Source organism: Salmonella sp. JXY0409-18 (assembly GCF_020268625.1).
GTDB classification, from domain to species: Bacteria; Pseudomonadota; Gammaproteobacteria; order Enterobacterales; family Enterobacteriaceae; genus Salmonella; species Salmonella enterica.
Map to the genome: position 1 here is coordinate 1909027 of NZ_CP084216.1, position 20774 is coordinate 1929800.

Sequence of the window (20774 nt, forward strand, 5' to 3'; positions counted from 1 at the left end):
TGTGCGCTAATACAGGGAGAAAACCAACTCCCAGGGCATATACCACAGGTTTGCCAGCACCATCAGCAACAATGCGCACCAGGTAGCGCTCATCCCCGCCCGCCGCCAGCGGAACAGACGGTGGTGAAAACCGTAATAATGCATCAGCCGACCGGCGATTAAAATGATGCCGCAGATATGCACCATCCACGTTTCGGCGCCGTTCATTTCCATAAACAGCAGCAGCACCAGCGCGACAGGAATATATTCCACCGCGTTGCCATGAATACGGATGGCGCTTTGCAATTCGCTAAAACCGCCGTCGCCATAGGCGACACGGTACTGCATTCGCAAGCGAACGACATTAAAAGAGAACTTCATTAATAATAACGCACCCAAAACGGCATACAGCGCGCTTACCATACAAACTCCCTTTTAAAATGGCTGATGGCACTGTCTATGATAGGGGGCATTTTCAGAAAAGAGAAGATTGCTGTGGAATGGACGGAGCAGTGCCGATTTCCGGTAAGACGCTGCGTAAATCATGCCAAAGCGTATTCACCAGTTCCGGCGCCTGCGCGATATCCGGAGTATGTAAAAACAGAAAAGGCGTGGTGGTCTGCCGCCACTGCGGGAGTTTCTGCAACCAGGCGGCGAAAAATTCACGGTTTTGCGCCATATTGTCGCTACCGATAAAACGCACCATCGGATGGCTGGCCGTCACGACCGCATGTACCGGGACTTTGGGTTTTTTTCGCTGCGCGTCGCGGACGGCCTCGCTGTGGGGATGGGCGGCATGTACCGGACGACTATCCAGGATCACGCGGTTTACGCCGCGCGCGTGTAACCCGCGATTGAGCCGCTGTTCATCCTCTCCTTTGTCAAAAAAACACGGATGACGAACTTCTACGCCATAGGTAAACGTGGCGGGGAGCGCATCAAGAAACTGCCATAAGGCGGGGAGATCGCGCGGTCCAAAAGCGGCGGGCAACTGCAGCCAGTATTGGCCAATACGTGTTTCCAGCGGCGCCAGGCGGGTAAAAAACGCCTGTACCAGATCGTCGCAATGGCGCAGAGCGGCCTGGTGAGAAATGGTCGCGGGAAATTTAAAGCAAAAACGGAAATCGTCCGTAGTTTGCGCATACCAGCGATCGACAATTTCCGCTTTCGGCAGCGCGTAAAGCGTGGTGTTGCCCTCCACGCAATTAAAGTGGCGGGCATACTCTTCCAGACTGGTGATGCCGAGCCGCGCCCATTTCGGGTGCGACCATTGCGGCAAGCCAATGTAGATCATAAGGCGTTTAAAATATCCTCTACGCTGCGTACCCGGCCAATGCGCGGGAAAATATGCGTCATACTGCTCTGATGCTGCTCACTGCTGGCGGCGCTACAGGCATCTTCGGCAATAATAAGGTTAAACCCCAACTCCCAGGCGTTACGCGCTGTGGATTCGACGCCGATATTGGTTGAGATCCCGCACAATATGATGGTGTCGATACCCCGGCGGCGAAGCTGTAATTCCAGGTCGGTGCCGTAAAACGCGCCCCACTGGCGTTTAGTCACTTCCAGATCGCTGTCCTTTTTACCCAATGCCGTAGGCCAGGTCCACCAGTTTTCCGGCAATGCGTGCGCAGGCGTTGCGGCATCCACCGGCTGTTTTAACGCTTCGGCATAATCATCAGACCATCCGACGCGTACCATAACCACGGGTGAGCCGTTGGCGCGACACTTTTCCGCCAGCCGCGCGGCGCGGGCGACCACCTCATTTGCCGTATACGGGCCGCCGGCAAACGGAAGAATTCCTTCCTGTAAATCAATAACCACCAGGGCGGTTGTGGTCGCGTTGAGTTTCAGCATGATAATCACTCTCCTAAAAATAGCGGATTTCACTACACCTTAAGCGCGATTAAAGAGGAAAGCGGCGACAAATATTGTTAATTTTTGTGAGCATACGCAATACCCGCGTGAAAAACCCGGGTACAGTCAGTATGAACCAAGTGTCGATACCGCATGAAACGGGCAAGTTATCGCTCCCATGCTGGATTGACTCTTATCGTGCGGCAGAATTTCCAGTATAATAGCCGCCTTTTTTCATCCAGTTGTGACATACAGCTAAAGCTGCGACTTCGTCGCCTGCATGGCAGGCAACAATCCGCCTGCGGCTAAGTTAAGGGATATCTCATGCGTACAGAATATTGCGGACAGCTACGTCTGTCCCACGTGGGGCAGCAGGTGACTCTGTGTGGTTGGGTCAACCGTCGTCGTGATCTTGGCAGCCTGATCTTTATCGATATGCGCGACCGCGAAGGTATTGTGCAGGTGTTCTTCGATCCGGATCGTGCGGACGCGTTAAAGCTGGCCTCTGAACTGCGTAATGAGTTCTGCATTCAGGTTACGGGCACCGTGCGTGCGCGTGACGCGAAAAACGTCAATGCGGATATGGCGACCGGCGAAATTGAAGTGCTGGCGTCCTCTCTCACTATCATCAACCGCGCAGACTCACTGCCGCTTGACGCTAACCACGTTAATACCGAAGAGGCGCGTCTCAAGTACCGCTATCTGGATTTGCGTCGTCCGGAAATGGCGCAGCGCCTGAAAACTCGCGCCAAAATTACCAGCCTGGTGCGTCGTTTTATGGACGATCACGGTTTCCTTGATATTGAAACGCCGATGCTGACCAAAGCCACGCCGGAAGGCGCGCGCGACTATCTGGTGCCTTCGCGCGTGCACAAAGGTAAATTCTACGCGCTGCCGCAGTCGCCGCAGCTGTTCAAACAGCTCCTGATGATGTCCGGTTTCGACCGTTACTATCAGATAGTCAAATGCTTCCGTGATGAAGACTTACGTGCTGACCGTCAGCCGGAGTTTACTCAGATCGACGTCGAGACCTCCTTCATGACCGCGCCACAGGTGCGCGAAGTGATGGAAGCGCTGGTGCGCCATTTGTGGCTGGAAGTGAAAGGCGTGGATCTGGGGGATTTCCCGGTAATGACGTTTGCCGAAGCGGAACGTCGTTACGGTTCCGACAAGCCAGACCTGCGTAACCCGATGGAGCTGGTAGATGTCGCTGACCTGCTGAAATCGGTAGAGTTCGCGGTCTTCGCGGGCCCGGCTAACGATCCGAAAGGCCGCGTGGCAGCGCTGCGTGTGCCTGGCGGCGCACAGCTTAGCCGTAAGCAGATCGACGATTACGGTAACTTTGTTAAGATCTACGGCGCGAAAGGACTGGCATATATCAAAGTTAACGAGCGCGCGAAAGGTCTGGACGGGATTAACAGTCCGGTGGCCAAGTTCCTGACCGCCGACATCGTCGAGGCTATCCTTGAACGTACCGGCGCGCAGGACGGCGACATGATCTTCTTCGGCGCAGATAACAAAAAAGTGGTTGCCGATGCGCTGGGCGCGCTGCGTCTGAAACTGGGCAAAGACCTGAGCCTGACCGACGAAGACAAATGGGCGCCGCTGTGGGTGATTGACTTCCCGATGTTCGAAGACGACGGCGAAGGCGGTCTGACCGCGATGCACCATCCGTTCACCGCCCCGCGTGACATGACGGCGTCTGAACTGAAAACTGCGCCGGAAGAAGCCGTCGCTAACGCTTACGATATGGTGATTAACGGCTATGAAGTGGGCGGCGGTTCGGTGCGTATTCACAACGGTGAAATGCAGCAAACCGTATTTGGTATTCTCGGTATCAATGAGCAGGAGCAGCGCGAAAAGTTCGGCTTCCTGTTGGATGCGTTGAAATACGGTACGCCGCCGCATGCGGGCCTGGCGTTTGGTCTGGACCGTCTGACCATGCTGTTGACCGGCACCGACAATATTCGTGATGTTATCGCCTTCCCGAAAACGACCGCCGCCGCGTGTCTGATGACCGAAGCGCCGAGTTTCGCCAACCAGGCAGCGTTGACGGAGTTAGGGATTCAGGTTGTGAAGAAAGCCGAGAATAACTGATATGAACAATGTACACGACATCATTCGCGTGATATCGCGGCGGCCCGCAAGGGGGAGTCTCATCAATGCGCGGCGTCACCCAACAGCCAACAACGAGGTCGCGTGAAGGATAAAGTGTACAAGCGCCCCGTTTCGGTCCTGGTGGTTATTTTCGCGCAGGATACGAAACGGGTGCTAATGTTGCAGCGACGCGATGACCCGGATTTTTGGCAGTCAGTGACTGGCAGCATAGAAGAAGGGGAGACCGCGTTGCAGGCCGCCGTACGTGAAGTCAAAGAGGAGGTCACGATTGATGTTGCGGCAGAGCAACTGACCTTAATCGACTGCCAACGTACGGTGGAGTTTGAAATTTTTTCACATTTACGTCATCGCTATGCGCCGGGCGTCATGCACAATACAGAATTCTGGTTCTGCCTTGCGTTACCGCATGAGCGGCAGGTGATATTCACTGAACATCTGACGTACCAGTGGCTTGATGCGCCTGACGCGGCGGCGCTTACCAAGTCCTGGAGTAACCGGCAAGCGATTGAAGAGTTTGTCATTAACGTCGCCTGAAAAGGCGCGCTTTTTTTGAGGAAATATTTATGGCAGGTCATAGTAAATGGGCCAACACCAGACATCGTAAAGCTGCGCAGGATGCCAAGCGCGGTAAAATCTTCACTAAAATTATTCGTGAACTGGTAACGGCAGCTAAATTGGGCGGCGGCGATCCGGATGCCAACCCGCGTCTGCGCGCGGCTGTAGATAAAGCGCTGGCCAACAACATGACCCGCGACACTCTGAACCGTGCCATCGCTCGCGGTGTGGGTGGTGATGAAGACTCGAACATGGAAACCATCATCTATGAAGGTTATGGTCCTGGCGGCACGGCCATTATGATTGAGTGTCTGAGCGACAACCGTAACCGTACCGTAGCGGAAGTGCGTCATGCTTTCAGCAAGTGCGGCGGTAATCTGGGTACCGATGGCTCAGTGGCGTACCTGTTCAGTAAGAAAGGGGTCATCTCCTTTGAGAAAGGCGATGAAGACACCATCATGGAAGCCGCTCTGGAAGCCGGCGCGGAAGATGTTGTGACCTATGATGATGGCGCGATTGATGTTTACACTGCCTGGGAAGAGATGGGCAAAGTGCGTGACGCGCTGGAAGCGGCGGGTCTGAAAGCAGACAGCGCCGAAGTGTCCATGATCCCGTCAACTAAAGCGGATATGGATGCGGAAACCGCGCCGAAACTGCTACGTCTGATCGATATGCTGGAAGACTGTGACGATGTTCAGGAAGTCTACCATAACGGTGAGATCTCTGATGAGGTGGCGGCGACCCTGTAATGGTGCTGTTAAACGCCGGCGGGCAGGGGGTATAGCGTGTCGATTATTCTCGGTATTGACCCCGGCTCGCGCATTACCGGTTATGGCGTTATCCGCCAGGTAGGCAGACAACTGACCTATCTGGGCAGCGGATGTATTCGCACCAAAGTCGATGATTTGCCGTCTCGTTTGAAGCTTATATACGCAGGCGTGACGGAAATCATCACGCAGTTCCAGCCGGACTATTTTGCTATCGAACAGGTGTTTATGGCGAAAAATGCCGACTCAGCCCTCAAGCTGGGACAGGCGCGCGGCGTCGCGATTGTCGCCGCGGTCAATCAGGAACTGCCCGTGTTTGAATACGCGGCGCGTCAGGTGAAGCAAACCGTCGTCGGTATTGGTAGCGCGGAGAAAAGCCAGGTTCAGCATATGGTTCGTACGTTGCTGAAGCTTCCCGCTAACCCGCAGGCAGACGCCGCAGATGCGCTGGCTATCGCCATTACGCATTGCCACGTTAGCCAGAACGCGATGCAAATGAGCGAGAGCCGACTCAATCTGGCGCGGGGAAGGTTGCGCTAAATCATTCTCCCTCAGCCTCGCGTTGAGGGGTTTCAATTCCACAGGCGCTAATTAATTCTAAATTGGGATGTTGCCACAGGCTGGCGGGCGTCACCGTCTTACGATCCCACGGGATTGAACCTAAAAACCAGAACTTCCAGAAGGCGAGTTTCGCATCAGGATTGCTGTGAAGTAATTCTTCGAATGTCTCAATATCGCCTACCGGAATACACAATGCTTCTTTATAGATATCAAACACAAATTTCGAGCAGAACTGGCGCGATGACTCGTATTTAAACCCCGTGTGATAAAACTTATTCAGCCGGGCGGGAACCTGCTCCATGATGGCGAGTTTCTGCTCGACCGTCAGGCCGCCGCACAGGCGACGAACCGCGTAACGTTGTCCGGCTGAACGTTGTATAAACAGTGACAGCGTGGTGACGGTTGAGAGGGGGACGCGACTTTCCGCCACCAGATAGTCATCACCATTATGACCAATAATAATCCCAACATGGTTGCTCCAGCACTGTGAAGCGGTGGATATCTGGCCGAAAAGCGCGGCACCTATACAGGTAAAGACGATATCCCCGGTTTCATATTGGACAGAATAATGTTTTTTCATCTCTGCATTCCATTATTTGAAATAAATTCCTTTTATTTATTCTACAGGGTAGTTAGCATTATACCAGATAAATGACAAGCCTTAGTGTCATCGAAATATGCATGGTGAATATTTCATTTATTGGAATTAATGTCGCAAATATATCTGAGGGGAATTAAGGTGGTAAATTTCTCATCATCTGATCTCTCATATTGACAGGGAGTATGACGTGGTTGATGATAGACCAATGAGAATAGGTTGGATGTTTTATTTTTCTTATATTTTTGTTGCTATTATCTTTCATCTGTTTATTAGTTTTTGTTATTGTTTGAGTATTGATATGGCAGAGGCTAATACCGTTGTTTTTTTATTAAAGCCAGGGACGATTTCATTATTATTTTTACTTCTCCCTGCCAGGCGGTTCAGAACCCGACTGTTGGCAACATTGAGTTCAGTTTTCATTACCTTAGTATTTAACCAGTGGCATTTGGTTGCCGGGAATAAAGAACTGGTTTTGTGCCTGCAGGCAGCGTGCTTTATGGCTTTCCTGGCTATGACATCGGTAAAAAAATCCGGGTGGATGATTAGCGCATCATTATTTTTGGTTTGTGCGGCCGGAACGATTCGCCAGTGCTGGCTGGAACAGTTGTTTAACGCTGCCGATATATATATTGTTGATGGTGGGCGGAGCTGTGGCGCCAGCGGCCACTGCTTCCAGTATATTGCAGCAAAAGGTCGTGGGTTAGCAGCAAAACGACAGGCACTTTTTAGTAGCGAAGAGTATGTGAATATTTATTATAATTATTCAGAAGGGACGCCAGCCGTGAATTTCGATGGCATGAAAAATGAGTTTGCACAATATTTATTGTGTCATGGTGAATTAAAATCTGTTATGCGCGATGATAAAACAACATGCGATTAAATTCAGCGCTAGTGGTTAATATTATTACATCTATTCTCGGGTCTGTTTTTGGGAGGCCCGATGTTCCGCTGTTGGCATTCGTACTGGATACAGTATTAGTGTTATCAGGATACTCATTATTGAAGACTACCGAACGTGTGCCACGGCATGTTGGCAAAAAGTTATTCGCGTAGGACGCAAAAAATTGTCAATGAGTGTACGACTTATTTTGTACGCAGCGGGGAGCGTACCCGTCGTTAGCTATCGCGGGTTGTCGGAGTAGAGAAATATCGGGATACGTGTTTTTCATCTGGATAAACATCCAGTCTTTTTTTATGATAGTGCATTATCTTTTCAGCCCTTTACGCAGGAGCGTCATGTGATAGGCAGACTCAGAGGCATTATTCTCGAAAAACAACCCCCGATCGTGCTGCTGGAGACAGGGGGCGTAGGCTATGAAGTACATATGCCTATGACCTGCTTTTACGAGCTGCCGGAGGCCGGGCAGGAGGCAATCGTCTTCACCCACTTTGTGGTGCGTGAAGATGCGCAGTTGTTGTACGGATTCAACAATAAGCAAGAGCGCACGCTGTTTAAAGAGCTAATTAAAACGAATGGCGTCGGGCCTAAGCTGGCGCTGGCGATTCTCTCCGGCATGTCGGCGCAGCAGTTTGTGAATGCGGTTGAGCGCGAAGAGCTTGGCGCACTGGTGAAGCTGCCGGGTATCGGCAAGAAAACCGCCGAAAGGCTGATTGTCGAAATGAAAGACCGCTTTAAAGGGCTACATGGCGATCTCTTTACGCCAGCGGTCGATCTGGTATTGACATCGCCGGCCAGCCCAGGCTCGGAAGATGCAGAACAAGAAGCAGTTGCTGCGCTGGTGGCGCTGGGTTATAAACCGCAAGAAGCCAGTCGGATGGTAAGCAAGATCGCCCGTCCGGATGCAAGCAGTGAAACACTGATTCGCGACGCGTTACGCGCCGCGTTATGAGGTAAAGGATGATAGAAGCAGATCGCCTGATTTCAGCAGGCGCCACGATCGCAGAAGACGTCGCCGATCGCGCCATTCGCCCGAAGTTATTGGCGGAATATGTCGGCCAACCGCAGGTGCGCTCCCAGATGGAGATTTTTATTCAGGCGGCAAAACGGCGTGGCGACGCATTAGATCACTTGCTGATTTTCGGCCCGCCAGGGTTAGGTAAAACGACTCTGGCGAATATCGTTGCCAATGAAATGGGCGTCAATCTCCGCACCACGTCCGGCCCGGTGCTGGAAAAAGCAGGCGATCTGGCGGCTATGCTCACCAATCTTGAACCGCATGATGTGCTGTTTATTGATGAGATTCACCGGCTTTCACCGGTGGTGGAAGAAGTACTCTATCCGGCGATGGAAGATTACCAGTTGGATATTATGATTGGCGAAGGGCCTGCTGCACGTTCAATTAAAATCGATCTGCCGCCGTTTACGCTCATTGGCGCGACGACGCGCGCCGGGTCGTTAACGTCCCCGCTACGCGACCGTTTTGGTATTGTGCAGCGCCTGGAGTTCTACCAGGTGCCCGATCTGCAGCACATCGTCGGGCGCAGCGCAAGGCACATGGGGCTTGAGATGAGCGATGACGGCGCGCTGGAAGTGGCGCGTCGGGCGCGCGGTACGCCGCGTATAGCCAACCGTCTGCTCAGACGTGTGCGTGATTTCGCCGAGGTGAAGCATGACGGGGCTATTTCAGCGGAAATTGCCGCGCAGGCGCTGGATATGCTGAACGTCGATGCGGAAGGGTTTGATTATATGGATCGCAAGCTGCTGCTGGCGGTTATTGATAAATTCTTCGGTGGTCCGGTGGGACTGGATAACCTGGCAGCGGCGATTGGCGAAGAGCGTGAAACCATTGAGGATGTGCTGGAGCCGTATCTGATTCAGCAAGGCTTTTTGCAGCGCACGCCGCGTGGGCGTATGGCAACGGTGCGCGCCTGGAACCATTTCGGGATCACGCCGCCAGAGATGCCTTAGCGCCTGAAGTCGCTGCGCTCATCAGACCTGGGCGATTTTGTAGGCCCGGTAAGCGCAGCGCCACCGGGCAACACACGCTTAGCTTGCCTGCTTTTTCATCATACTGAAGATAAACAGCAGCGCGGCACACAGCACTACGGATGGCCCTGCCGGGGTATCATAAAAGGCTGAGAAGGTCAGTCCACCTGTAACCGCTATCATACCTACACCAACGGCGACGCCCGCCATCTGCTCTGGCGTACGGGCAAAGCGACGCGCGGTTGCGGCGGGGATAATCAGTAGCGACGTAATGATCAGCGCTCCGACAAACTTCATCGCTACGCCGATAGTTAACGCCGTTACCAGCATCAATAGCAGCTTCACGCGCTGTAACTTCACGCCATCGACAAAGGCAAGATCCGGACTGATAGTCATTGACAGCAAGTTGCGCCACTGCCAGAAGAGAATGGCCAGCACAATAACGACCCCAATAGCGATCGAGATAAGATCTTCCGGCGTGACGGCCAGCAAATCGCCAAACAGATAAGCCATTAAATCAACGCGGACGTTGGACATCAGGCTGACCACGACCAGTCCTAAAGATAAGGCGCTGTGCGCCATAATGCCCAGTAAGGTATCAATCGCGAGGTGAGGGCGTTTCTCCAGCCATACCAGACCGGCGGCCAGCAGCAGCGTAACGGCGATTACCGCATAGAAGGGATTAACGTCCAGCAACAGGCCAAACGCCACGCCCAGAAGCGACGCGTGAGCCAGCGTATCGCCAAAATAGGACATCCGACGCCAGACCACAAATGAGCCCAAAGGACCAGCGGCGCAGGCCAGCATCATCCCGGCCAGCCAGCCGGGCAGTAATAATTCAATCATGAGTGACCATTTCCCCGGCGCAGTACAATACGACCCTGTAAATCGTGGCGATGATTATGATGATGGCGATAAATCCCTAATTGCTCCGCGCCTCGCGGGCCAAACATAGAGATAAACTCCGGATGCATAGACACCACTTCCGGCGCGCCGGAACAGCAAATATGATGGTTCAGGCATAACACTTCATCCGTCTTTGCCATGACCAGATGTAGATCATGTGACACCATCAGCACGGCGCAATCGAGTTCGCGACGCAGCTGATCGATAAGGTCGTATAACGCGACCTGGCCGTTGACATCCACGCCTTGCGTCGGCTCATCAAGTACCAGCAACTGCGGCCTGTTAAGCAGAGCACGCGCCAGCAGTACGCGCTGTGTCTCACCGCCGGAGAGTTTTTGCATGGGCGCGTCAATCAAATGTCCGGCCTGAACGCGTTTAAGCGCCGGGAGAATATCCGTTTTTTGCGTGCCGGGACGTAAACGTAAAAACCGGTTTACCGTCAGCGGAAGCGTGGTATCGAGATAGAGCTTTTGCGGGACATAGCCGATACGGAGTTGCCCGTTGCGCTTGATCACCCCATCATCAGGGGCTACCAGTCCTAAAACCACGCGTACAAGCGTTGACTTCCCCGCGCCGTTAGGGCCGAGAAGCGTTAAAATTTTTCCGGGGCTCAATTCAAGCGACACGTCAGAGAGGACGCGGCGTTGACCAAATGAGACCGAGACGTTTTCCAGTGAAACTAAACTTGTCATGTTAATTTTAGGCTTGCAGAAGTGATAGAATGTTATAGTATCACATTTCACACATTCATTACGATGATTAGTCGCATTATGTTACAGAAAAATACGCTTCTTTTCGCAGCATTATCCGCCGCGCTTTGGGGGAGTGCAACCCAGGCTGCCGACGCCGCCGTTGTCGCTTCGCTTAAACCACTTGGGTTTATCGCTTCCGCCATTGCTGATGGCGTTACGGATACGCAAGTATTACTTCCGGATGGGGCATCCGAGCATGATTATTCATTGCGTCCATCAGACGTAAAACGCTTACAGGGCGCGGACTTAGTCGTCTGGGTTGGCCCGGAAATGGAAGCCTTTATGGAGAAGTCGGTCAGGAATATCCCTGATAATAAGCAGGTTACCATTGCGCAACTTGCCGATGTAAAACCGTTACTCATGAAGGGCGCGGATGATGATGAGGATGAACATGCGCATACGGGCGCCGATGAGGAAAAAGGTGACGTACATCACCATCACGGCGAATATAACATGCATCTTTGGCTCTCCCCAGAGATAGCGCGGGCTACAGCGGTTGCAATCCATGAAAAATTAGTGGAACTTATGCCGCAAAGTCGAGCCAAACTCGACGCCAACCTGAAGGATTTTGAGGCACAATTAGCCGCAACCGATAAACAGGTCGGTAACGAGCTCGCGCCGCTCAAGGGGAAAGGGTATTTCGTTTTTCATGACGCCTACGGTTACTACGAAAAACACTACGGACTCACCCCGCTCGGTCACTTTACCGTGAACCCTGAGATACAACCTGGCGCGCAGCGTTTACATGAAATAAGAACACAGTTGGTTGAGCAAAAAGCAACCTGCGTTTTTGCTGAGCCACAATTCAGGCCAGCGGTCGTGGAAGCCGTGGCGAGAGGGACATCCGTTCGAATGGGAACACTGGACCCCCTCGGGACGAACATTAAACTGGGTAAAACAAGCTATTCAGCGTTTTTAAGCCAATTAGCCAACCAGTATGCGAGCTGCCTGAAAGGAGATTAACGAGGAAGTGAATACGTGCAACAGATAGCCCGCTCTGTCGCCCTGGCATTTAATAATCTGCCCCGACCCCACCGCGTTATGCTGGGGTCACTTACCGTTCTGACACTGGCCGTCGCCGTATGGCGGCCCTATGTTTACCACCCAGAATCCGCACCAATCGTTAAAACTATTGAACTGGAGAAAAGCGAGACTCGTTCCCTCTTACCGGAGGCCAGCGAACCCATCGATCAGGCCGCGCAGGAAGATGAAGCTATTCCTCAGGATGAGCTGGACGATAAAACCGCAGGCGAAGTCGGCGTCCATGAATACGTCGTCTCCACAGGCGATACGTTAAGCAGCATTCTGAATCAGTACGGCATCGATATGAGCGATATTAGCCGACTTGCCGCTTCTGATAAGGAGCTGCGCAATCTGAAAATTGGCCAACAGCTTTCCTGGACACTGACCGCCGATGGCGATTTACAGCGTCTGACATGGGAAGTCTCCCGCCGTGAAACGCGTACCTACGATCGCACTGCCAACGGTTTTAAAATGAGCAGTGAAATGCAGCAGGGGGACTGGGTCAACAGTCTGCTGAAAGGCACGGTAGGGGGTAGCTTTGTCGCCAGCGCGAAAGAGGCCGGTTTAACCAGCAGCGAAATCAGCGCAGTGATAAAAGCCATGCAGTGGCAGATGGATTTTCGCAAGCTGAAAAAGGGCGATGAATTTTCGGTTCTGATGTCGCGCGAGATGCTGGATGGCAAGCGTGAACAGAGTCAGTTGTTGGGCGTGCGGATGCGTTCCGATGGTAAAGATTACTACGCCATTCGCGCCGCTGACGGTAAATTCTATGACCGTAACGGGGTTGGCCTGGCGAAAGGCTTTTTACGCTTCCCGACCGCCAAACAGTTCCGCATCTCCTCCAACTTCAATCCGCGCCGTCTGAACCCGGTTACCGGACGCGTTGCGCCGCATCGTGGCGTTGACTTTGCGATGCCGCAGGGTACGCCGGTGCTGTCGGTGGGGGATGGCGAGGTCGTGGTCGCTAAACGTAGCGGCGCTGCCGGTTACTACATTGCGATTCGTCATGGACGCACCTACACCACACGTTATATGCACTTGCGTAAGCTGCTGGTGAAACCGGGGCAAAAAGTGAAACGTGGCGATCGTATTGCGCTTTCTGGTAACACCGGGCGCTCCACAGGGCCGCATCTGCATTATGAGGTATGGATCAACCAGCAAGCCGTTAACCCTCTGACAGCAAAATTGCCGCGCACGGAAGGTCTGACGGGGTCAGATCGTCGTGAATACCTGGCACAGGTGAAAGAGGTTCTGCCGCAACTGCGCTTCGATTAACAAATGCGCTGACAGAGCCGGTACGCGATGTGTGCCGGCTTTTTTGTTTTGTGTGAGACGCAGACGTCGCTACACTATTCACAATTCCTTTTCGCGTCAGCAGACCCTGGAAAAGCATGGAAACCAAAAAAAATAATAGTGAGTATATCCCTGAATTCGAAAAATCCTTTCGCTATCCGCAGTATTGGGGCGCCTGGTTGGGCGCGGCAGCAATGGCGGGGATCGCATTAACACCGGCATCATTCCGCGACCCTTTGCTGGCGACGCTGGGGCGTTTTGCCGGACGGCTGGGGAAGAGTTCTCGTCGCCGGGCGCTAATTAATCTGTCGTTGTGCTTTCCGCAGCGTAGCGAAGCTGAGCGCGAAGCGATTGTCGATGAGATGTTCGCCACCGCGCCGCAGGCAATGGCGATGATGGCTGAGTTGGCGATGCGCGGTCCGAAAAAAATCCAACAGCGTGTTGACTGGGAAGGTCTGGAAATCATTGAGGAGATGCGTCGTAACGACGAAAAAGTCATTTTTCTCGTACCGCATGGCTGGGGCGTCGACATTCCGGCCATGCTGATGGCCTCTCAGGGGCAAAAAATGGCGGCGATGTTTCATAATCAGGGTAATCCGGTTTTTGACTATATCTGGAACACAGTGCGTCGGCGTTTTGGCGGACGTTTGCATGCGCGAAATGACGGGATTAAACCCTTTATTCAGTCTGTTCGTCAGGGCTACTGGGGTTACTACCTGCCGGACCAGGATCACGGCCCGGAGCATAGTGAATTCGTTGATTTCTTTGCGACATACAAAGCAACGCTGCCTGCGATTGGTCGGCTGATGAAAGTGTGCCGCGCACGCGTGATACCGCTTTTCCCGGTGTATAATGGTAAAACGCATCGCCTGACTATCCAGATTCGCCCGCCCATGGACGATCTGCTCACGGCTGACGACCACACTATCGCCAGACGGATGAACGAAGAGGTCGAAATTTTTGTCGGCCCGCATCCGGAACAGTACACCTGGATCCTGAAGCTGCTCAAAACCCGCAAGCCAGGCGAGATTCAGCCGTATAAGCGTAAAGATCTTTATCCCATCAAATAAATAAAGCCTCTCGTAAGAGAGGCTTTATGCTGACAAACCCTGTACTACCTGATGAACAGGCGTGGGGGAGTTTTACTCAACGGTCAAAATACGCGTGGTATTGGTTGAACCGACGGTGCTCATGACATCGCCCTGAGTCACGATCACCAGGTCGCCGGAAACCAGATACCCTTTATCGCGCAGCAGATTAACAGCTTCATGCGCCGCGACAACGCCATCAGCCGCGCTATCAAAATGCACCGGCGTTACTCCGCGGTAGAGCGCGGTCAGGTTCAGCGTGCGTTCATGGCGCGACATGGCGAAAATCGGCAGGCCGGAGCTGATACGGGAAGTCATTAGCGCGGTACGACCGGATTCCGTCATGGTGATGATCGCGGTAACGCCTTTCAGATGGTTTGCCGCATACATCGCAGACATGGCAATGGCTTCTTCAACGTTGTCAAACTGCACGTCGAGACGGTGTTTAGACACATTGATGCTGGGGATTTTTTCTGCGCCCAGGCAGACGCGCGCCATTGCGGCAACGGTTTCAGAAGGATACTGACCGGCTGCGGTTTCGGCAGACAGCATAACCGCATCCGTGCCATCCAGGACGGCGTTCGCCACGTCCATCACTTCCGCACGGGTCGGCATCGGGTTGGTGATCATCGACTCCATCATCTGCGTTGCGGTGATGACTGCGCGGTTTAGCTGACGCGCACGGCGAATCAGCGCCTTCTGGATACCAACCAGCTCCGGATCGCCGATTTCAACGCCCAGGTCGCCACGTGCGACCATCACAACGTCAGAGGCCAGAATGATATCGTCCATGGCGTTTTGATCGCATACCGCTTCGGCGCGTTCGACCTTAGCCACAATTTTCGCGTCGCAGCCGGCGTCGCGCGCCAGGCGGCGTGCATAGTTCAGATCTTCGCCGCAGCGCGGGAAGGAGACAGCCAGATAGTCAACGCCTATCAGCGCAGCGGTTTGAATATCGGCTTTGTCTTTTTCGGTCAGCGCTTCAGCAGAAAGCCCGCCGCCGAGCTTGTTAATGCCTTTATTGTTAGACAGCGGGCCGCCGACGGTGACCTCGGTAAAGACTTTCATGCCCTGGACTTCAAGCACTTTCAACTGCACTCGACCATCGTCAAGCAGCAGGATATCGCCAGGAACGACGTCTGCCGGCAACCCTTTGTAATCAATGCCGACTTTTTCTTTATCGCCTTCGCCTTTACCCAGGTTAGCGTCTAACAGAAATTTGTCCCCGATGTTGAGGAACACTTTGCCTTCTTTAAAAGTGGAAACGCGAATTTTTGGCCCTTGCAGGTCGCCTAAAATAGCCACATGACGCCCCAGTTTGGCGGCAATCTCACGGACTTTATCAGCACGCATTTTATGATCTTCCGGCGAGCCGTGAGAGAAGTTCATACGTACTACGTTTGCGCCCGCGGCGATAACCTTCTCAAGGTTGTTATCGCGGTCAGTTGCCGGGCCTAACGTGGTAACGATTTTGGTTCTGCGAAGCCTTCTGGACATGTAATACTCCGTTGACTAAAACAACTTGGTGTTGCGTGAACATTGATCCGGTCGTTCTGAAACCTTAACGGTATAAAATGAACGTCCCCGGATGACGAAAAGGGTAGAACATTGTTATTGCTTTTAGCGGTCATCACTCCTGATGAGTAATTCTTTATCAAAACGCGATTCCTTGAGCGCTTCCTTGACACGCTTCAAGTTATCTCTGAATTTTGCCCCGCGACGCAAAGTAAATCCCGTTGCCAGCACATCTATCACGGTCAGCTGAGCAAGTCGAGAGACCATGGGCATATAAATGTCTGTATCTTCCGGTACGTCGAGGGTAATGGCCAGCGTGGCTTCGCGCGCCAGCGGCGTTCCAGCGGAGGTCAGGGCGATCACCATCGCATCGTTTTCCCGCGCCAACTGCGCCAGTTCCACCAGGCTCTTGGTTCTGCCAGTATGCGAAATGAGCACGACGACGTCATCATCGTTACAATTCATACAGCTCATCCGTTGCAGCACGATATCGTCGGAGTAAATCACCGGCACATTGAAGCGAAAAAACTTATTCATGGCGTCATGCGCGACCGCGGCGGAGGAACCAAGGCCAAAAAAGGCGATTTTTTTTGCCTGGGTCAGTAAATCGACGGCGCGGTTGACGGCCGATTTATCCAGCGACTGACGAACATGGTCGAGACTGGCCATGGCGGACTCGAAGATTTTTCCTGTATAGGCCTCAACGCTGTCATCTTCATCCACATTGCGATTAACATAGGGGGTGCCATTTGCCAGACTTTGCGCCAGATGCAGTTTAAAATCAGGAAAGCCGCGGGTATTCATGCTGCGACAGAAACGGTTCACCGTTGGCTCGCTAACGTTAGCTTCCTGGGCCAGCATGGCAATGCTTAAGTGAATCGATCTGCCTGGGGCGGCCAGAATAACATCGGCGACTTTTCGTTCAGATTTGCTTAAATGTTCCAGTTGAGACTGGACTTTTTCCAGCATATTCATGATTAGCAAGGCTCATGGGTATTAGCGATTTCAATGATGCGCGAAACCGAGCGCGTTTTGTTAGATATTACTCCTGGCGGCTGTCAAAGGGGGCAAAATGGCTAAAAAAGGTGTCGTTTTTTTTCATTACATGACCGACGTCGGATTTTAAGTTCCAGCTTGTGTGGAAAAGCGACAATTTTATTAGGCGTTTTGCCGATTATATTGCCAATCAAACGCCGGTTCACCTATGAAAAGGCGTTTACGGTTTCCGTAATCTCGTAAAAGCAGTACAGTGCTGTGTAATAAAATTACAACGATATCCTGGCTAAAGTACCAGGAGATTAACTGAGGAGAATGACATGGCGGTAACGCAAACAGCCCAGGCATGTGACCTGGTCATTTTCGGCGCGAAAGGCGACCTGGCGCGCCGGAAACTGCTGCCTTCCCTGTATCAGCTTGAGAAAGCCGGCCAGATCCATCCGGATACCCGGATCATTGGGGTGGGGCGTGCGGACTGGGATAAAGAAGCTTATACCCACGTCGTGCGTGAGGCGCTGGAAACCTTCATGAAGGAAAAAATTGATGAAGGCTTGTGGGATACGCTGAGCGGCCGTCTGGATTTTTGTAATCTTGACGTGAACGATACGCCTGCGTTTAGTCGCCTGGGCGATATGCTGGATCAAAAAAACCGCACCACCATTAACTATTTTGCGATGCCGCCCAGCACGTTTGGCGCTATTTGCAAAGGGTTAGGGGAGGCTAAACTCAACGCCAAACCAGCGCGCGTCGTGATGGAGAAACCGTTGGGTACTTCGCTGGCGACCTCGCGTGAGATTAACGATCGGGTCGGCGAATACTTTGAAGAGTGCCAGGTGTATCGTATCGACCACTATCTGGGCAAAGAAACGGTTCTCAACCTGCTGGCGCTGCGTTTTGCCAACTCGTTATTCGTTAATAACTGGGATAACCGCACTATCGATCACGTTGAGATTACCGTAGCGGAAGAGGTGGGGATTGAAGGGCGCTGGGGATATTTTGACCAGGCCGGTCAGATGCGCGATATGATCCAGAACCACTTGCTGCAAATTCTCTGCATGATTGCCATGTCACCGCCGTCTGACCTGAGCGCCGACAGTATTCGCGATGAAAAAGTCAAAGTGTTGAAATCGCTGCGCCGTATTGATCGCTCCAACGTGCGTGAAAAAACGGTTCGTGGTCAATACACCGCTGGCTTTGCGCAGGGTCAAAAGGTGCCGGGCTATCTGGAAGAAGAGGGCGCGAATAAAAGCAGCAACACCGAAACTTTCGTCGCGATCCGCGTCGACATCGATAACTGGCGTTGGGCGGGCGTGCCATTCTATCTGCGCACCGGCAAGCGTCTGCCAACCAAGTGCTCTGAAGTCGTGGTTTATTTCAAGACGCCTGAACTGAACCTCTTTAAAGAGTCCTGGCAAGACCTGCCGCAGAACAAATTGACGATTCGCCTGCAGCCGGATGAAGGCGTAGATATTCAGGTGCTTAACAAAGTACCGGGGCTGGATCATAAGCATAATCTGCAGATCACGAAGCTTGATCTGAGCTACTCCGAGACCTTTAATCAGACGCACCTGGCGGATGCATATGAGCGCCTGCTGCTGGAAACGATGCGTGGCATTCAGGCGCTATTTGTCCGCCGTGACGAAGTGGAAGAAGCCTGGAAGTGGGTGGACTCCATTACCGAAGCATGGGCGATGGACAACGACGCGCCGAAGCCGTATCAGGCGGGCACCTGGGGACCGGTAGCGTCCGTGGCGATGATTACCCGTGACGGTCGTTCGTGGAATGAGTTTGAGTAAATTTGCCACTCACTCTTAGGTGGTATTTTACCGGTAACATGATCTAACACAGATTGTAGAATCATTTTTGCACTTTTAAGCCTCGTGTGGATTCACCTGCGAGGCTTTTTTTATTACACTGCCTGAAACGATTTTGCCCCATTATCCCCGGACATCATGTATTTCACTGTCTTTCCACATTGATGAAACGCATGGTAAACCCGGTAGCCGGACAGATAAATTTCAGGAGCCTCTATGAATCCTAATTTGTTACGCGTAACACAGCGCATTGTCGAACGCTCGCAGCAGACCCGAAAAGCCTATCTTGCCCGCATTGAGCAGGCGAAAACCGCCACGGTCCACCGATCTCAACTGGCCTGCGGCAACCTGGCGCATGGCTTCGCCGCCTGTCAGCCAGAGGACAAAGCCTCGCTGAAAAGTATGTTGCGCAATAATATCGCCATCATTACCTCCTACAATGACATGCTCTCTGCGCATCAACCGTATGAACATTATCCGGAAATTATTCGTCAGGCCCTGCATTCCGTGAATGCGGTAGGTCAGGTCGCAGGCGGCGTACCGGCAATGTGCGATGGCGTTACGCAAGGGCAGGATGGCATGGAGTTGTCATTACTCAGCCGCGAAGTGATAGCGATGTCGGCAGCAGTAGGCCTCTCTCACAATATGTTTGACGGCGCGTTATTCCTCGGCGTATGCGACAAAATCGTTCCGGGGCTGGCGATGGCCGCGCTCTCTTTTGGTCATTTACCCGCGATTTTTGTTCCGTCAGGCCCGATGGCGAGCGGCCTGCCGAATAAAGAAAAAGTCCGTATTCGTCAGCTATATGCGGAAGGAAAAGTAGACAGAATGGCGCTGCTGGAGTCAGAGGCCGCCTCTTACCATGCGCCGGGCACCTGTACATTTTACGGCACCGCCAACACCAACCAGATGGTGGTGGAGTTTATGGGAATGCAGTTGCCGGGTTCCTCGTTTGTGCATCCGGATGCGCCGCTGCGCGAGGCATTGACTGCCGCTGCCGCACGTCAGGTAACACGTCTTACCGGCAACGGCAATACGTGGATGCCGCTCGGTAAAATGATCGACGAAAAAGTTGTGGTGAACGGCATTGTCGCGCTGCTGGCTACCGGCGGCTCCACCAACCACACCATGCATCTGGTTGCAATGGCGCGCGCGGCGGGCATTCTGATCAACTGGGATGACTTCTCGGATTTGTCGGAAGTGGTTCCGTTGATGGCGCGTCTGTACCCGAACGGTCCGGCGGACATTAACCACTTCCAGGCGGCGGGCGGCGTACCGGTATTGATGCGTGAGCTGCTCAATGCCGGATTGTTGCACGAAGACGTTAACACTGTCGCAGGCTTCGGCCTGAAACGCTATACGCTGGAGCCCTGGCTCAACAACGGCGAGCTGGACTGGCGTGAAGGCGCGGAAAGGTCACTGGATAACGATGTCATTGCCTCTTTTGATAAGCCGTTCTCTCCTCACGGCGGTACTAAGGTGCTAAGCGGTAATCTGGGGCGCGCAGTAATGAAGACGTCTGCGGTACCGGTTGAAAACCAGATCATTGAAGCGCCTGCCATGGTATTTGAAAGTCAGCATGATGTGCTGCCTGCGTTTGACGCGGGCCTGCTTGACCGGGATTGTGTCGTTGTCGTGCGTCATCAGGGACCAAAAGCGAATGGAATGCCAGAATTACATAAACTCATGCCGCCACTTGGTGTATTATTGGACCGCCGTTTCAAAATCGCGTTAGTTACTGATGGACGACTTTCAGGCGCTTCGGGTAAAGTGCCTTCAGCTATCCACGTAACGCCGGAAGCCTACGATGGCGGCTTACTGGCAAAAGTGCGCGATGGCGACATCATTCGCGTGAATGGGCAGACAGGTGAGTTAACTCTGCTGGTCGACGAGGCGGAACTTGCCGCTCGTCAGCCTCATATTCCGGACCTGAGCGCGTCGCGCGTCGGAACGGGGCGTGAGTTGTTTGGCGCGCTGCGCGAAAAGCTGTCGGGTGCGGAGCAGGGCGCAACCTGTATCACTTTTTAAGATGACACACTAGTAATCAGGCGAGAGAAGAATT

20 protein-coding genes are annotated in these 20774 nt (G+C 53.0%); 12 read left to right on the forward strand and 8 right to left on the reverse strand.

Going from position 1 to position 20774, the window contains the following annotated elements; all coding sequences use genetic code 11:
• Positions 1–6 precede the first annotated feature (6 nt).
• The 3 genes from LDB27_RS09075 to LDB27_RS09085 are packed head-to-tail and all read right to left on the reverse strand — an operon-like array spanning position 7 to position 1836.
• The gene (locus tag LDB27_RS09075; protein ID WP_000252975.1) at positions 7–402 is read right to left on the reverse strand and encodes an MAPEG family protein; all 396 of its coding nucleotides are present in this window, start codon (positions 400–402) and stop codon (positions 7–9) included.
• 52 nt (positions 403–454) lie between these two features.
• On the reverse strand, positions 455–1273 hold the full coding sequence (locus LDB27_RS09080; RefSeq protein ID WP_000639226.1) for a DUF72 domain-containing protein: 819 nt from the start codon (positions 1271–1273) through the stop codon (positions 455–457).
• Positions 1270–1836: a hydrolase gene (locus LDB27_RS09085; RefSeq protein WP_000916144.1), complete on the reverse strand. Its 567-nt coding sequence runs from the start codon at positions 1834–1836 to the stop codon at positions 1270–1272. Before LDB27_RS09085 ends, LDB27_RS09080 begins: the two co-directional genes overlap by 4 nt.
• A gap of 324 nt (positions 1837–2160) precedes the next feature.
• Here LDB27_RS09085 and aspS point away from each other — a divergent pair, with 324 nt between their 5' ends.
• The 4 genes from aspS to ruvC all read left to right on the forward strand — a co-directional run bounded on the left by aspS (position 2161) and on the right by ruvC (position 5816).
• Positions 2161–3933 carry an aspartate--tRNA ligase gene (gene aspS / locus LDB27_RS09090; RefSeq protein WP_001258633.1) on the forward strand — a complete coding sequence of 591 codons (1773 nt, stop codon included), beginning with the start codon at positions 2161–2163 and terminating at the stop codon, positions 3931–3933.
• A 102-nt stretch (positions 3934–4035) separates the two neighbouring features.
• On the forward strand, positions 4036–4488 hold the full coding sequence (gene nudB / locus LDB27_RS09095; RefSeq protein WP_000653693.1) for a dihydroneopterin triphosphate diphosphatase: 453 nt from the start codon (positions 4036–4038) through the stop codon (positions 4486–4488).
• 29 nt (positions 4489–4517) lie between these two features.
• Positions 4518–5258 (forward strand): YebC/PmpR family DNA-binding transcriptional regulator, encoded by a 741-nt coding sequence (locus tag LDB27_RS09100; RefSeq protein WP_000907242.1) that lies wholly within the window; start codon positions 4518–4520, stop codon positions 5256–5258.
• Between the two features lie 36 nt (positions 5259–5294).
• On the forward strand, positions 5295–5816 hold the full coding sequence (ruvC, locus tag LDB27_RS09105) for a crossover junction endodeoxyribonuclease RuvC (protein WP_000022509.1): 522 nt from the start codon (positions 5295–5297) through the stop codon (positions 5814–5816).
• 1 nt (position 5817) lies between these two features.
• Here the strand turns inward: ruvC and LDB27_RS09110 are convergent, their stop codons facing one another.
• Positions 5818–6417 carry a YebB family permuted papain-like enzyme gene (locus tag LDB27_RS09110; protein WP_000716750.1) on the reverse strand — a complete coding sequence of 200 codons (600 nt, stop codon included), beginning with the start codon at positions 6415–6417 and terminating at the stop codon, positions 5818–5820.
• 208 nt (positions 6418–6625) lie between these two features.
• Here LDB27_RS09110 and LDB27_RS09115 point away from each other — a divergent pair, with 208 nt between their 5' ends.
• The 3 genes from LDB27_RS09115 to ruvB all read left to right on the forward strand — a co-directional run bounded on the left by LDB27_RS09115 (position 6626) and on the right by ruvB (position 9307).
• Complete coding sequence (locus LDB27_RS09115) at positions 6626–7318, forward strand: hypothetical protein (RefSeq protein ID WP_023230996.1); 693 nt, start codon at positions 6626–6628, stop codon at positions 7316–7318.
• Positions 7319–7676: 358 nt separating this feature from the next.
• On the forward strand, positions 7677–8288 hold the full coding sequence (gene ruvA / locus LDB27_RS09120) for a Holliday junction branch migration protein RuvA (RefSeq protein WP_000580333.1): 612 nt from the start codon (positions 7677–7679) through the stop codon (positions 8286–8288).
• A gap of 8 nt (positions 8289–8296) precedes the next feature.
• Positions 8297–9307 (forward strand): Holliday junction branch migration DNA helicase RuvB, encoded by a 1011-nt coding sequence (gene ruvB / locus LDB27_RS09125; protein WP_000568508.1) that lies wholly within the window; start codon positions 8297–8299, stop codon positions 9305–9307.
• Positions 9308–9385: 78 nt separating this feature from the next.
• Here the strand turns inward: ruvB and znuB are convergent, their stop codons facing one another.
• Positions 9386–10171, reverse strand: coding sequence for a zinc ABC transporter permease subunit ZnuB (znuB, locus tag LDB27_RS09130; protein WP_000571508.1), 786 nt, complete (start codon positions 10169–10171; stop codon positions 9386–9388).
• On the reverse strand, positions 10168–10923 hold the full coding sequence (gene znuC / locus LDB27_RS09135; protein WP_000203013.1) for a zinc ABC transporter ATP-binding protein ZnuC: 756 nt from the start codon (positions 10921–10923) through the stop codon (positions 10168–10170). Before znuC ends, znuB begins: the two co-directional genes overlap by 4 nt.
• A 78-nt stretch (positions 10924–11001) precedes the next feature.
• Between znuC and znuA the strand changes: the two genes are divergently transcribed.
• From znuA to lpxM, 3 genes are all read left to right on the forward strand, one after another.
• Positions 11002–11946 (forward strand): zinc ABC transporter substrate-binding protein ZnuA, encoded by a 945-nt coding sequence (znuA, locus tag LDB27_RS09140; protein ID WP_000939597.1) that lies wholly within the window; start codon positions 11002–11004, stop codon positions 11944–11946.
• Positions 11947–11961: 15 nt separating this feature from the next.
• Positions 11962–13281 (forward strand): murein DD-endopeptidase MepM, encoded by a 1320-nt coding sequence (mepM, locus tag LDB27_RS09145; RefSeq protein WP_001184030.1) that lies wholly within the window; start codon positions 11962–11964, stop codon positions 13279–13281.
• Positions 13282–13397: 116 nt separating this feature from the next.
• On the forward strand, positions 13398–14369 hold the full coding sequence (gene lpxM / locus LDB27_RS09150) for a lauroyl-Kdo(2)-lipid IV(A) myristoyltransferase (RefSeq protein ID WP_000448401.1): 972 nt from the start codon (positions 13398–13400) through the stop codon (positions 14367–14369).
• Between the two features lie 72 nt (positions 14370–14441).
• On the opposite strand, the gene pyk is transcribed toward lpxM, so the two are convergent.
• Both pyk and LDB27_RS09160 read right to left on the reverse strand, forming a co-directional pair.
• Positions 14442–15884 carry a pyruvate kinase gene (gene pyk / locus LDB27_RS09155; protein WP_000091156.1) on the reverse strand — a complete coding sequence of 481 codons (1443 nt, stop codon included), beginning with the start codon at positions 15882–15884 and terminating at the stop codon, positions 14442–14444.
• Positions 15885–16007: 123 nt separating this feature from the next.
• Entirely contained in the window at positions 16008–16877 is an 870-nt protein-coding gene (locus tag LDB27_RS09160; protein ID WP_001056719.1) for a MurR/RpiR family transcriptional regulator, read from the reverse strand.
• A 341-nt stretch (positions 16878–17218) separates the two neighbouring features.
• Between LDB27_RS09160 and zwf the strand changes: the two genes are divergently transcribed.
• Together zwf and edd are read left to right on the forward strand one after the other, a co-directional pair.
• Positions 17219–18694 (forward strand): glucose-6-phosphate dehydrogenase, encoded by a 1476-nt coding sequence (gene zwf, locus LDB27_RS09165; protein WP_000301711.1) that lies wholly within the window; start codon positions 17219–17221, stop codon positions 18692–18694.
• A gap of 234 nt (positions 18695–18928) precedes the next feature.
• Entirely contained in the window at positions 18929–20740 is a 1812-nt protein-coding gene (gene edd, locus LDB27_RS09170) for a phosphogluconate dehydratase (protein ID WP_001069118.1), read from the forward strand.
• The last annotated feature ends 34 nt before the right edge of the window (positions 20741–20774 follow it).